Source organism: Myxococcus sp. NMCA1, assembly GCF_026810205.1.
Classification (GTDB): domain Bacteria; phylum Myxococcota; class Myxococcia; order Myxococcales; family Myxococcaceae; genus Myxococcus; species Myxococcus xanthus_A.
Genome location: NZ_CP113950.1, coordinates 5,186,254 through 5,199,289 on the forward strand (window position 1 = coordinate 5,186,254; position 13,036 = coordinate 5,199,289).

General features: G+C 64.1%; 11 protein-coding genes and 1 pseudogene. 4 read left to right on the plus strand and 8 right to left on the minus strand.

Annotated elements, in window-relative coordinates; all coding sequences use genetic code 11:
• Nucleotides 1–74: 74 nt before the first annotated feature.
• Nucleotides 75–1,663, plus strand: a pseudogene (locus tag OZ403_RS39780) (IS3 family transposase).
• Nucleotides 1,664–1,669: 6 nt separating this feature from the next.
• Here OZ403_RS39780 and tnpC read toward each other — a convergent pair.
• On the minus strand, nt 1,670–2,368 hold the full coding sequence (gene tnpC, locus OZ403_RS21370) for an IS66 family transposase (RefSeq protein ID WP_268781591.1): 699 nt from the start codon (nt 2,366–2,368) through the stop codon (nt 1,670–1,672).
• 751 nt (nt 2,369–3,119) lie between these two features.
• Between tnpC and istA the strand changes: the two genes are divergently transcribed.
• Both istA and istB read left to right on the plus strand, forming a co-directional pair.
• Nucleotides 3,120–4,622 (plus strand): IS21 family transposase, encoded by a 1,503-nt coding sequence (gene istA, locus OZ403_RS21375; protein WP_268781592.1) that lies wholly within the window; start codon nt 3,120–3,122, stop codon nt 4,620–4,622.
• Complete coding sequence (gene istB, locus OZ403_RS21380) at nt 4,619–5,380, plus strand: IS21-like element helper ATPase IstB (RefSeq protein WP_140876531.1); 762 nt, start codon at nt 4,619–4,621, stop codon at nt 5,378–5,380. The genes istA and istB overlap by 4 nt, the downstream gene beginning before the upstream one ends.
• Here the strand turns inward: istB and OZ403_RS21385 are convergent.
• The 4 genes from OZ403_RS21385 to OZ403_RS21400 all read right to left on the minus strand — a co-directional run bounded on the left by OZ403_RS21385 (nt 5,323) and on the right by OZ403_RS21400 (nt 8,677).
• The gene (locus tag OZ403_RS21385; RefSeq protein WP_268781593.1) at nt 5,323–6,156 is read right to left on the minus strand and encodes an IS66 family transposase zinc-finger binding domain-containing protein; all 834 of its coding nucleotides are present in this window, start codon (nt 6,154–6,156) and stop codon (nt 5,323–5,325) included. The two genes, istB and OZ403_RS21385, sit on opposite strands and share 58 nt — an antisense overlap.
• Nucleotides 6,157–6,202: 46 nt before the next feature.
• Nucleotides 6,203–6,568: an IS66 family insertion sequence element accessory protein TnpB gene (gene tnpB, locus OZ403_RS21390; RefSeq protein WP_140787624.1), complete on the minus strand. Its 366-nt coding sequence runs from the start codon at nt 6,566–6,568 to the stop codon at nt 6,203–6,205.
• A 4-nt stretch (nt 6,569–6,572) separates the two neighbouring features.
• The gene (gene tnpA, locus OZ403_RS21395; protein WP_268781594.1) at nt 6,573–6,887 is read right to left on the minus strand and encodes an IS66 family insertion sequence element accessory protein TnpA; all 315 of its coding nucleotides are present in this window, start codon (nt 6,885–6,887) and stop codon (nt 6,573–6,575) included.
• A gap of 473 nt (nt 6,888–7,360) precedes the next feature.
• Complete coding sequence (locus OZ403_RS21400; RefSeq protein ID WP_268781595.1) at nt 7,361–8,677, minus strand: DUF3732 domain-containing protein; 1,317 nt, start codon at nt 8,675–8,677, stop codon at nt 7,361–7,363.
• 113 nt (nt 8,678–8,790) lie between these two features.
• On the opposite strand from OZ403_RS21400, the gene OZ403_RS21405 reads away from it, so the two are divergent.
• Complete coding sequence (locus tag OZ403_RS21405) at nt 8,791–9,996, plus strand: IS701 family transposase (RefSeq protein ID WP_442929817.1); 1,206 nt, start codon at nt 8,791–8,793, stop codon at nt 9,994–9,996.
• Here the strand turns inward: OZ403_RS21405 and OZ403_RS21410 are convergent.
• Genes OZ403_RS21410 through OZ403_RS21420 form a run of 3 tightly spaced genes read right to left on the minus strand, consistent with a single transcriptional unit; the run spans nt 9,982 to nt 12,501 of the window.
• Entirely contained in the window at nt 9,982–10,746 is a 765-nt protein-coding gene (locus OZ403_RS21410; RefSeq protein WP_268781597.1) for an ATP-binding protein, read from the minus strand. The genes OZ403_RS21405 and OZ403_RS21410 overlap by 15 nt on opposite strands.
• A gap of 47 nt (nt 10,747–10,793) precedes the next feature.
• Nucleotides 10,794–11,282, minus strand: a complete 489-nt coding sequence (locus tag OZ403_RS21415; RefSeq protein WP_268781598.1) for a three component ABC system middle component — start codon at nt 11,280–11,282, stop codon at nt 10,794–10,796.
• A gap of 7 nt (nt 11,283–11,289) precedes the next feature.
• A complete protein-coding gene (locus OZ403_RS21420) occupies nt 11,290–12,501 on the minus strand; it encodes an ABC-three component system protein (RefSeq protein ID WP_268781599.1) in 1,212 nt (403 codons plus the stop codon).
• Between the last annotated feature and the right edge of the window lie 535 nt (nt 12,502–13,036).

The window sequence follows — 13,036 nt, forward strand, 5'->3', positions numbered from 1 at the left end:
GTGTCAGGGAAGATGTCGCCTCGGCTGACGTGCCGAGCTGACGACGCCCTGGGGGCGAGAGCAGGCAGAACGCAGTGCCGTACACGGATGCATTCAAGGCGCAGATGGTGAAGCGAATGGTGGGCCCCGGCGCGGTGAGTGCCGCGGCGTTGGCCCGCCAGGTGGGAGTCTCGCAGCCGACGCTGTCGCAGTGGTTGCGGGAGGCGAATAAGTTGGCGGCCATGACGCCCCCGCCCGAGGAGAAGCCCGTCGGCCCCAAGAAGTGGACGCCCGAGGAGAAGTTGCGCGTGCTGGCGGAGGCACATGGACTGGCGGGCGAGGCATTGGGAGCGCTGCTGCGCCGAGAGGGGCTACACGAGGGGCACCTGGCAGAGTGGCGGGCGGCTGCCGCTGGAGCCCTCTCTCAGGGCACGAAGGAGGCGCCGTCCGGGGCCCTGACGGCCGGCCAGCGTCGGCGGCTGGCCGTCTCGGAGAAGCGAGTGAAGGAGCTCGAGCGAGAGCTGCGCCGCAAGGAGAAGGCGCTGGCTGAGGCGGCCGCACTGCTGGTGCTCGAAAAAAAACTTCAGGCGATGGGTTGGGACGAGAAGGACTCGGGCGACGAGGACGGCGCAGCGGACGAGACGTGCGAGAAATGACGCTCGCGCTCGTCGACGAGGCGCTGGAGAAGGGCGTGCGGCTGGAGGCCATCTGCTCGCGGCTCGGAGTCGTTCCGCGCACCATTCAGCGCTGGAGGAAGCCAGCGACGGCTGAGGACCGGCGGTGTGGCCCGCATACCCGGCCGGCCAACCGGCTGTCCGAGGTGGAGCGACGCCGCATCCTGGCGGTGGCCAACAGCGAGGAGTTCCGGGACGCCTCGCCCAAGCAGATTGTCCCCAGGCTGGCCGACAGGGGCGAGTACGTCGCCAGCGAGGCGAGCTTCTACCGGGTGCTGCGCGAGGCAGGGCAGCTGGCCCACCGCGGCCGCGCCAAGGCCCCTGTGCCCAGGCCTCGGGCCGAGCACACCGCCACCGGGCCGAACCAAGTCTGGAGTTGGGATATCACCTACCTGCGCGGCCCGGTGAAGGGCAGCTTCCTCTACCTGTACCTCGTGGTGGACGTCTTCAGCCGGCGCAGCATGGGCTTCGCGGTGCACGAAGAGGAGTCGTCCGAGCACGCCGCGGCCCTCATCCGCCGCTCCTGGCAGGAGGCTGGCTGCCCCGAGGGGCTGGTGCTGCACTCGGACAACGGCGGCCCGATGAAGGGCGCTACGCTACTGGCCACCTTGCAGTGGCTGGGCGTCACCCCGTCCTTCAGTCGGCCCCGCGTCTCGGACGACAACCCCTTCTCCGAGGCCCTTTTTCGCACGCTGAAGTACCGCCCCAGCTTCCCTCAGCGCCCCTTCGCGTCCGTCGAGGACGCGCGTGCCTGGGTGACGCGCTTCGTGGCCTGGTACAACACCGAGCACCGCCACTGCGCCATCCGCTTCGTCACGCCCGAGGACAGGCACTTCGGCCGCGAGGGCGCGCTGCTGGCCCGACGGCACCAGGTGTACCAACGCGCCAAAGCCCGTCACCCCGAGCGGTGGAGCCGCGACACGCGCGACTGGACGCCCGCGGGCCCCGTCCGCCTCGGCCCCTCTCCGAACCTCACCCCAGCAGTGCAGGAGTTGAAGCGCATCGGTTGAACCCTTTCACGCGACATCTACCTTGACGCTCACCGCCTCCGCGCGGTTGTTGTCCAGGGGTAGGCGCTCATTCTCGACGAAGCGCGTGAGGGCCGCCCACTGCTTGAGGGCGTAGGAAATAGCCTGGCCCAGCGGACTCTTGGGTGGGTGCCGCGGCGTCTGTTCTTCAAGCCAGACGTGCAGTCGCGCGAGGACGGGGGCGCTGTGCAATTGGCGCAGAGCGCGGTGGGCGGCGGTGCGCACCACGTCCGCGCCTCTCGCCTGGGCCTCCACTCGGTAGAGTTCGAGGATGAGGTCCATGGCATGGCGCGCTTCGGGCGCGGTGGCCAGCGCGTCGAAGAATCGGCGGCGGCAATGCGCCCAGCAGCCGACGCGCACCCGGCCCTGGGGCAGCGTCACCGCGTTGTAGCCGGTGTATGCGTCCACCACGAGCGCACCCGAGGTACCTCCCAGGACTTCCTTGGGCGTCCTGCTCGCCCGGCCCATGCTGAAGCGGTAACCAATGAGCCACTCACCGGCTTCGTTCTGGGTGAGGAAAGTCCAGAGGTAACCCAGCCGCGTCTTCTTCACGTCCAGCACGCGCAGAGGCGTCTCGTCCGCCCACACCACGTCCGCGGCTGCAATGCATTGCAGCAGGTGCTGCGACAGCGGCAGCAGCACCGAGGCGGCTTGGTGGAAGAGGTCCGTCAGCGTGCTGCGACTCATGGGTGTTGATGGTCACCAGGAAGCGCGGATTTCTGGTCATGGACGGCGAGAAGTTCGAGAGCTCTGCTGCCAGGGGCAGCGCTGGGTGCCGCCGAAAAGTTGAGGAGAGGAGCGCGAGCCGGTGGAGTCCGGGGCTGCGCGCGTCCTGAAAAGTCAGAAGGCCCACCAGCGACACCTGGAGGGCCTTCCTGGGGGCGCGCCCTGGTGTGCGAGAGGGGCGAGCCGGTGAGGGAGGGGTAGCGCACTCCGCGGCGCGGCGCCAGAAGTCGGCGCGCACGGGAAGGTGTGCGTGGAGTCATTGCGTCTGGTGGTGTGCGGGCGGCCGGAGTGCCGGAGGCTGTTTCAGCTGTGCAGCCGGTGCGACAGGGGGCAGCGCTACTGCGAGCGCAGGTGCGGGGTGCTGGCGCGTGCGGAGTCGGTGCGCGCGGCCGGGCGGCGATACCAGCGCACCCGAGACGGACGGCATGCGCACGCCGAGCGCCAGGCCGCGTACCGAGGACGGCGGCGGAAAGTGACGCATCAGTCTCCCCCGCCAGGGGCCTTGGAGGTGACGGTGCCGCCCGCGCCGGCCCAGGCCACCACGCAGGTGTCCGCGGAGCCGAGCGCAGCGAGGCCACCTGCGTATGCACCACCGTCCATTCCGGCTTGCACGTCCTGCGGACGCGCCAATCCATTCCTCCGTCACACCACCCTGGCGCGCACCCGAATGGGCCCGCGCTGGCGGCGCTGCCCACCCTGAGGAGGTGGGAGGATGATTGGCCTCGAGGTACGCGCCCGGATTCGCCAGTTGCACTACGCGGAAGGCTGGCCGGTGGGCACCATCGCCACGCAGTTGGGGCTGCACCACGACACCGTGGAGGCGGCCCTGGAGGACGTGCCGGTAGCCAGTGCTGACAGAACGGCGAAGCCCACGGTGCTGGGCCCGTACACGGACTTCATTGACGTCACCCTCAAGGCCCACCCGCGCCTGAGGGCCACGCGCCTCTTCCACATGGTGAAGGCCCGTGGCTACCTGGGCGGCTATGAGCAGGTGAAGCGCTACGTGCGGCGGGTGCGTCCGGGGCCCCAGGCCGAGGCCTTCTTGCGCCGCAATACCCTGCTGGGCGAAGAGGCCCAGGTGGACTGGGGCAGCTTCGGCAAGGTGCGGGTGGGGCGGGCCACCCGGACGCTCTCCTGCTTCGTCCTGGTGCTGGGCCACTCGCGCGCCATGTACGCGCGCTTCTTCCTGGGCCAAACCATGGAGTGCTTCCTCCAGGGCCACGTCCAAGCCTTCGAAGCGCTGGGCGGCGTGCCTCGCAACCTCCTCTACGACAACCTGAAGTCCGTCGTGCTGCAGAGGGCCGGAGACATCATTCACTTCCACCCGCGCATATTGGAAGCCGCCGGCCACTACCACTTCGTCCCCAAGCCCTGCGCCCCCTACCGCGGCAATGAGAAGGGAAAGGTGGAGCGCACCATCCGCTACCTGCGCGACTCCTTCTTCTCTGCGCGCACCTTCCACGGCCTCGACGACGTCAACCGCCAACTGCAGCGCTGGGTGGAGGAGGTGGCCCACCAGCGCCGGGTGCCCGGCGACGCCTCGGGCCGCACGGTGGCGCAGGCCTTGGAAGCCGAGCGCCCCCTGCTGCTGCCGCTGCCCGCGCACCCGCTGCCCACCGACGTGGTGCGCCCCGCCGCCTCCGGCAAGACGCCCTACGTGCGCTTCGACGGCAACGACTACTCCATTCCCGAGGGCCTGGTGCGCCGGCCCCTCACGCTGGTGGCCTCGTCCACCACGGTGCGCCTCCTCGACGGCGCCGTGGAAGTCGCCTCGCACGTGCGCAGCTGGGACAAGGGCGCCGTCGTCGAGGATGCCAGCCACCTGGCTGCCCTGGCCAGGCGCAAGGCCCACGCCCACGAGCTGCGTGGCAGGGACTTGCTGCGCGCACGCTGCCCGCACGCCGAGCAACTCCTCCAGGCGCTCACCAGCCGCGGCGACAACCTCGGCAACCACACCGTGAAGCTGCTGGCGCTGGCCGACAGGTACGGCTCCGCCGAAACCGACGCCGCCATCGCCGAGACGCTCGCTCGCGGCGCACTCGGCCCCGCCGCCGTTGCCCACGTCCTCGACCAACGCAGCCGCAAAAGGGGCGCCCCTCCGCCGCTGCCCCTGGTGCTGCCGGATGACCCGCGCGTGCGCGAGCAACGCGTCCCCCAGCACTCCCTCAACCCCTACGACGCCCTCCTCGGGCGCGACACGGAGCAAGTGTCATGAGCCCCTTGAAGGAACGCCTCAACACCCTGGGCCTGCATCACACCAGTGCCGCGCTCGATGACCTCATTGCCCTGGCCACCAAACGCAGGTGGGGCCCCACCGAGTTGCTGGAAGCCATCACCGAGGAAGAGACGAAGGACAGAGCCCGGCGCAGCGTGGAGCGGCGCCTGTCGCGCAGCAAGCTCGGCGCGCTCAGGACGATGGCCGACTTCGACTGGGGCTGGCCCAAGCGCATCGACAGGACGGCCGTCGAGGGCGCCCTGGCGCTGGACTTCATGGCCCGCCCCGCCAACGTCGTCCTCGTCGCGCCCCAGGGACTGGGCAAGACGATGATTGCTCAGAATATCGCCTACAACGCCGTGCAGGCTGGGCACTCCGTCCTCTTCACCACCGCCTCCCAGTTGCTGCTCGACTTGGGAAGCCAGGACTCCGCTCGCGCTCTCGACAGGCGCCTGAAGCACTACTGCACTCAGGCGGGGTTGCTCGTCATCGACGAGATTGGCTACCTCTCCTACGACGCCAGGAACGCCGACCTCCTCTTCCAGGTGGTGTCGCGCAGGTATGAGAAGAAGCCGATTGTCCTGACGACCAACCTCCCATTCTCCGAGTGGACCACCATCTTCCCCAACGCCGCATGCGCCATCGCCCTCATTGACCGCGTCATCCACCACGCGAGCATCATCAGCATCGAGGGCGACAGCTACCGCAGGCGTATGGCCGAGGAATCACGCGCGGAGCGCAAGGCAAGGAAGAGCTGAGCGTCCCCGCGACTCACCGATGCCCACCGGCCTCGCTCTGCGCCCCGCAATCGGAGCGCAGCGCGGGGCCGTCTTGCGTTGCCTCGACTCGATACCTGCGCTCGCCGATGACCCGATTTCCGCGCTCCGCGATGACCGCGTCGATGACCAGAATCCCGCGCTCTTTGATGACCGCCAACACTCATGGGGACGCCACTGCGCTCAACACGTTGGGCCAGCCGGTGCAGCGGCATGGCGTCGGCACACTTCGACGTCACCACATGCGCGATGAAGCCCGGGCCGTACTCGCCCCTGTCCACTACTCTGGCCGGAGGCGGGGCGGTGACGACGCCCCGGCCGCACGCGCACGCCAGCACTTCCTGCACGTGCACTTGCTTCTCGAAGCGCGCCGGCACGTACTCGTACAGCACCGAAGCGCGGCCCTTGCCCAGTGGCTTCATGTCCTCGCCGCCACACGCAGGGCAGCGGCGCTCCTCGGTTGGCACCGCGTGGCGAATCTCCCGTGCGGGTGCCTCCTCCGCCTTCCGGGAGGCTCTCTCCCGGCGCTTCTGCTTCGCGGCCTCGGCCCGGGCCGCCGTCGAGTCCGCGTCCCCTCGCAGCTCGGCAGCCACTGTCGGCAACTTCTCCGCCCTGCGGCCGAAGACGTGACGCTGCAGGGCCGCCAACTGCCCCTTGAGTGCGTCCACCTCCCCGCCGATACGGCTCACCTCGGCCTTGAGTTCCTCCGCCTCCTCGCGCCAGGGGCAGAAGTGGTCTTGAGGGAGCTCTCGAGGCACCCAGCTTCAACATGCCTCCGCCACGCTGCGTCCCGGGCCCGGCGCGTCAGGTGCCCGTGCGCCCGGGAGGCGTCCAGGCAGGCTGGCGCCTCACCTGCGCCACGTCAATGCCGTCCAGCAGCATCGCCAACTGCGTGGCGTCCAGGTGCACCACCTGCGCGCCCGCGTCCACCGGTGGTAGGCGGAAGCGGCCCGTCTCCAGCCGCTTGTACAGCAGCACGAAGCCGCCTCGACTCCACGTCAGCACCTTGACTCTGTCGCCCCTGCGCGAGACGAAGGCGAAGAGGTGCCCCGAGTAGACGTCCTCGCCCCATGCGCTGCGCACCAGTGCCATCAGGCCGTCAATCGACTTACGCATGTCCACCGGCTCTGTCGCCAGCACCACGCGCACCGAGGCTGGAAGGGCAAACACTGCCTCACCGCCCCAGCGCGGCGACGAGCCGGGCCACGTAGTCGACGTCGGTGCCCTCCTCGAAGCGCACCCGCGCTCCGCTCGCCGTTACCACCTCCAGCATCGACTCCGTCGCCGTGGGCCTCGTCGCGACCTCCACCGGCAGCAGGCGCACTACCTCTGCCTGACTGCCGTGCTGGCGTCGGCGCCGGTACACCCACGACTGCAACGTGCTGAGCCGCACGCCTCGCTGCGAGGAGAACGCTTTTGGCGTCAGTCCGCTCGCCTCGAAGGCTTCGGCGACCCGGAACCACTCCTGCTTCTCCACCGGCTTTGACATTCCCACCAGGGTCCTCGGCGCCGACTCCTCACTCAACGCCTCTCAGCACGTCCTTGGCCGGACGAATACGCTCAGGGATGAGAGTTAGCAGTACGGAACTCGCGGGGTGACTTCATCGTGAGCTTGCGGCGCGGGTGGCAGCGGTTGTAATCATCGAGCCAAGCGGTCACTGCGCACCAAGCGGGTACTACAATTCCCTAAGGTGATGCTCTGGACGAGAGACTTCCAGCGCCCCTGGCAATGGTCGGCACGTTACCCGCTCGCGTTGAACTCTTCGGCGACGCGCATGCTCTGGGCTTTCAACTCGCCATCCCCTCAATACTCCGCAGTGCATCGTCTGCCATGCGGATGCCATTCTTCGGTGGCGTCCTCGCCACTGGCTCAGCGTGACGAGTTCCCCCTCTGCTCTCATCATCTCCTCGCTGGGGAAACCCCTTCATCGGGGCCTCAACATGGAAAAGAACTCAAACTCTTCATGAAACCCGACCGCTAGTTCCCCATGAGAACGGCACCAAGGCGCCACCTTCATGCCAGTCCTCTACGGTACTCTCACGAAACCACGGTTCTTCGAGTCTTGCATGATCAACAACAATGATCTGCGGCCTGCCCTCACCACGAGAGGACTGGTAGAGCAAATCATACACCTCGCGCACCGCACTTAGCTCCCTATCACCCTGCGGGATTGTCAACTGAGTCAGCTTGGCACGTTCGGCGGGAAACCACGCTTGACTTGGCTGATCAAGCATGAGCACCGCAGGGACCGGCGCGTGAATTTTCTGGAAAAACAGGTGAAGGGCAACCGTCCCAGCCACGTGATATCCAAGCCAGTTGGCACCGCTGCCCAGTTCATTAAGCCCAACCCATTGACCATCCAGTTGGACTTCAAAGACAAAGCTAGAAAAATTGATGCGGACTGGCGCTGCACGAAACTCGACGTCTAGCCGCTGCGCAAGCCGCGTCATTAGCTCACTCAGTTCTCGATCCACGCCCTCCCTCAAGCCGCGTATTGCGTTGTCACCAACCTCTGCCTCTAGCTCGTGGATCCTGCCGACAATCCTGTCCCGCTTCGTGTCTACTGTTGCTTCCACTCTCTTCATTGAGGCCAGGAACTCCTTGATGCGTCCTATGAGTTGCTCGCGGCGGCTGGCCTCCTCAAAAAGCGGGCGGCTTTGTTCCCAGTTGGAAAAAAGGATTCTTAGTCTGGCATGCAGAGCCGTTTGGCGCTCGTTTAGTTCCTCTATCTCTTGCTTGAGCCGCCTGCGCTCCTGCTCGATCTTCCCGCTAATTCTCTTGGGCGGCTTTCTAACAGCGGTCAGTGCAGCGGCAGCGTCAATAAGGAGTTTCTCGATTCCCGTTGCATCGACTGAATCATTGCCACAAATGGGGCAATTGCTCATTTTTGAGTCAGGGAGCAACTCCCTAAGTGCCAGCCTCCCTAACTGCTTGTCGGTAATTACCTCATGTACCCCAGCGCCCTGGGAGAAACGCTCCAATTCCGACAATTCAAGCTCTCTCTGGCGCAACCGCTGCCTGATGCCTGCCTCCTCTGCTTGAACAGCACCGAGCCCCATTTCATTGGTTAGCCTATCAAGGCTGTCAATCTTGGTGCCTGCAATGCCCCGAAGTTCCACCAGCAGGCTTGAAAGCAGGACTGGCGCAGTCTGCCCTTTAGCCAAACCAAGTCCAACAGCTTCACTCCACAGACGGAGACCGTGGTCGAACCCCTCCGCTTTAGACCTAGCCCCCTCCCTTGCCTGCCGCTCGATAGCATTCCGCTCCGCCTTTAACACTACTGCGTCAGGGGTAGGCCGAAGGGGGAGTGTGCGACGGAGGGCTGGGCGGGTAGGCTCTCATTGCATCGGCCGCCATCCGCCCCACTCATGAAGCAGGTATGGACTCCTTCATGAACGCCGCCGCGGTGCAGCGGCTTGAGAGGTATTTCCAGCAAATCGGCGAGGTCCTCGGCGAGGAGAGCCGGCGCGGCTCGTTCGCCCTCTACGCCATGGGCCTGCTGGGGGATGGGGAGCGCAAGAGCGTGGAGCCCATCGCCGCCCGCGCGTGTCCGAACCCCGAGCGGGTGGATGCCATGCACCAGCGGTTGTTGCACTTCGCCGTGGACTCGAGGTGGAGCGACCGGGACGTGCGGCGCGAGGCGTCGAGGTACGCGCTGGAGGCGATGACGCGGCGGGAGTCGGTGGAAGCATGGATTGTGGACGACACGGGCTTTCTCAAGCAGGGCAAGCACTCGGTGGGCGTCCAGCGGCAGTACACCGGCTCGGCGGGGAAGGTGGCCAACTGCCAGATTGGCGTCAGCCTCAGCGTGACCACTCGTACCGAGCACCTGCCCGTCGACTTCGAGCTGTACCTCCCCGAGTGCTGGGCCAACGACGAGGCGCGTCGCCGTGAGGCCCGCATCCCCGCCGAGGTTTCCTTCAGGACGAAGCCCCAACTGGCGCTGCGAATGATTGAGCGGGCCGTGGAGGACGGGGTGGCTCCGGGCGTCCTCCTGGCGGACAGCGCCTACGGCAACTCCAGCGGCTTCCGTGCGCGACTTCGCGCACTGGGCTTGCATTACGCAGTCGCGGTGTCTGCGCAGACGACCGTCGGCCTCCTGGATGCGAAGGGCCGTCCCCGAAAGGACGCGCGAAGTGTTTCGGACCTGGCCTGGCGCATTCATGAACGAGGCGGCTTCCGACGGTGCACCTGGCGCCAGGGCACGCAAGAAGCCTTGTCGGCACGCTTTGCCCTACGCCGCGTCGTCGCCGCGGGCGTCCACCAGCGAGAGCAGGAGCCCCTGGGGCTGCTCATCGAGTGGCGAGACAGTGAGCCCGAGCCCGCCAATTACTTCCTGATATCCCTGCCAGAGGGCCGGACGAAGAAGCAGCTCATCCGTCTGGTGATGCAGCGATGGAGAACCGAACGCGTCTACGAAGACCTCAAGGGGGAACTGGGTTTGGACCATTACGAAGGCCGCCGTTTCCCCGGCTGGCATCACCATGTTTCCGTCGCGCTGTGTTGCTACGCCTTCCTCGTGGCGGAACGCACGCGGCGTTTTCCCCCCTCGGCCCGAAGGGCGGCTGAAGCCCACACGCAGTCACTCTCGGCCTGAGCGCCACTTCCGCGACAGCTTCATCACCGCACGGCTCGCTATGGCTCGGGTGATTGCCAACTGGTTGCCGCGCTGCCCCACCTGCCACCGCACCAACCACCACCACCGCACCTCACGTCGCCTACCCGGCCTCCCCGTCCACCCCTCGGGCCCCTGACGCAGTAGTGTTAAGGAGCGTAGTTCTCTCCTCTTTCTCAATCGGTCGATAGTCAAGATGCCCTGAAAATAGTACGCAGCATCTGCTGCATGTCTTTTCTTGTAGAAATCTTCAAGACCGGCGAATGCCACATTGCGACTGGCAATAACATCCTGGGGCTGAAAGACATAGAATGAACAGTGCCTAATGTTCGCTGGGCTCCTGGCTTCCGGTGCCGCATCGTACTCATTCATCAACACAGGGAGTGATTCTATTCCCGTGAAGTCTGACAACAATTCTTTGGCGGCCTCGATGTTCCAACGAGCCTCGGGAGGGGATTGTGGCAGTGTCTTATCTGTGCCCTTGGATATGTGTACCTCAGCTGAAGTCAGTCGGCCTTCGTCGGGAAGTGCCCTCACGACCACAATCGACTCGTCTCCACGAACAAGCAAGACACCGACATGCGAAACGTTTTCACGTATGAAGCCCTTGGATATTGGGCATCGTTCAGACATTAGGCAATAATCTACAATATCAAGAATCGATGACTTGCCCCTGCTTGATGGGCCTGTAATGATGTTTAATCCTTCCGTCTTGAATTCAATATCACGCAACCCTCCGCCCTCCTTGGCATAAACCCCTAGTCTCAAAATTCTCCAACTCATGGCGCCACCGTCAGTCCAAGAATTAGAGATATTGCATTGTCATCTGCCTCTTTAGCCAGGATTTTACCCAGGGCGGTTGCACGTTTCTTTAATTCCAAATCCAATGGGCGTGCGGGATTGTCGACATTGCCTTCCGCATAGAGCCGGCCATTCTGCATTGACAGCGTGCCAGTTCCAATGCCCAGGCGTACAGCCAGCCAAAATGGGGCGGACCAGAATCTCAGCGTTTCAGGCAGCCCCAACCGCCATTGGGGGTGTTCATGGAACAGAATGGATAGCTTACCATTGGCATTCCGTGGGAGTTCTGCCCGCACCGCCTCTGGCGCCAGTAGTGCCAAGCAGAGTGTTCCCCAAGGCCACAAAAAACCTTGCAAAGCATCCTTTCGTTCGCGCTTCTGTTGCCGATAGCCTTGACACGTCCACCTCAAGCAAGACAAGCAAAAGGCCGGATTCGTGTGTGCAAACTGATCGATTGATTCCGTCATATCGTCGCTAATCTTCTTTTTTGGTGGACGACAACTGATTCAAATAGTCTGGATGCCATCCGGCATGCGGGGCATTGCTGGGTTCGTTTGTGAGGATGTAATACGTGCCATTGGCAACATGGACAGGAGGCACGAGCATGCCACTGATATTTCCATGGTAGTTCATGCACTCCCCATGTATTGTCCAGCCGCATTCAACCAATGCGCTCGCATCTGCTGGTTTGGCTCTCAGTGCGCCAAGTCGAATCGTCCTCCATTTTGCCTTTAAATCGCTATCGTAGCTCTGGAGTTCGCCAGCGGCGTTCGGGCGCGTCTGTCGCCAGATGTCGCGCTCGGCCCGGGCTCGATGGAGCATGGCAATTGCGTTCACCAAGTGCTCCTCTGACGCATCAAGTAGCTCCAATTGCCTCAGATAAGGAGGATCAGAACTGCGCTCCTCGTCCAGGGGAGGGTATTCGGCTTCCCCTTGAGTGCTGCATAGCGCTGCAGGCGCCTGAAGCGAAAGCAGTTCCGCCAACTTGCCTACAACCTCATCGACTGTGATTTTGCAGCCTCCACTCGACAGGCGTGTGGCAACAATTCCTTCGAACCATCCAACTAGACTCTCACGAAACAACCGCACTGCTTGTGGCCGGACAGTATGCCGGAGCAACCTCTTCTCAATGGTCTCATCGACTTCTGCCAAACGGGGCTGTGCTTCTTGTATTCTGATCCTATTAACTAGGAACTCGCGCTCTGACGTTTTCAGGCGTCTCCAGTCTGATATGGCGGCAGCGCTCTCTTTATTTTCTGATGTTTTTGAGATTGCATCCAGTCGCTGTCGGACTTTGTCGATATTGGTCTTGAGTTTGGGGTCGTCAACAAATTCTCTCAAGTCGGGACCGACGCGCGCGGTCGTGCTGAGAACAAGCGTCGAATCGGCGGAAAGATGCTGTCTTGTTAGGAGGTAAATCCAGACGCGCAGCGTTTTCCAAAGCTCGACGGAGTGAGCCGTTAGAAGATCTTCGCTCCACGAATGCTTAGTTTGTATCGCGGCTATGACATGCCCGCTGCCCGAGCTGACAACAATGTCGTCAAGTGTCTCCAAGCTCACGGCGGCGTCGAGTTCTTCCTGCTTCAGCAAATACAGGAGCAACGAGCGCAGTTGCCAAATGAACCCGGCCATTGTTGGGGCTGCGGAGAATGGGCTCTTACGCATTGATTTCAAGTGGAGCGCCACTTTGCCCTCGTGTCAAGACAGCGCACACTGAACGTCCATTCTGTGATGGGGTTCGGTTGAAGGCGTAGGGGCTAAGCTTTACGAGACTGGGTGGTGAGTACCCCAGCCCAAGGAAGCGTGGGGGCTGTGCCTGCTGCGTGTTCCGGGGGTGGTGAGCACCCATTCCAGCGCAAGCGAGCAGCCGTTGTGGCCAATGGCGAGTAGTCGGAGCGCCGTGACGGTGGGGCGTCCCGGAGGTCCTGGCTGTTGGCCAGCGCAAAAATGCTGCGCCGCTCCACGACTGACGGACGATTGGCAGAGTGGGTATGTACGGACCGCAATGCCGGTCCTCGCCAGTCGGGGCTTCTTCCCGCGTACTCCCACCTCGCTGGTAAGCGCCGCAGCACTTGCCGAGCCCGGGACCAGCATCCTCTTCACCAGCTGATCTTTGCGTGCGTCCGTATGCGGCGCTGCTGCCTGCCTGGTCTCGCCCCTGGGTGTCGCCAGCTCAATGCGCCAGCCGAGGCAACAAATCACCGGACACAGGGGGCACCCT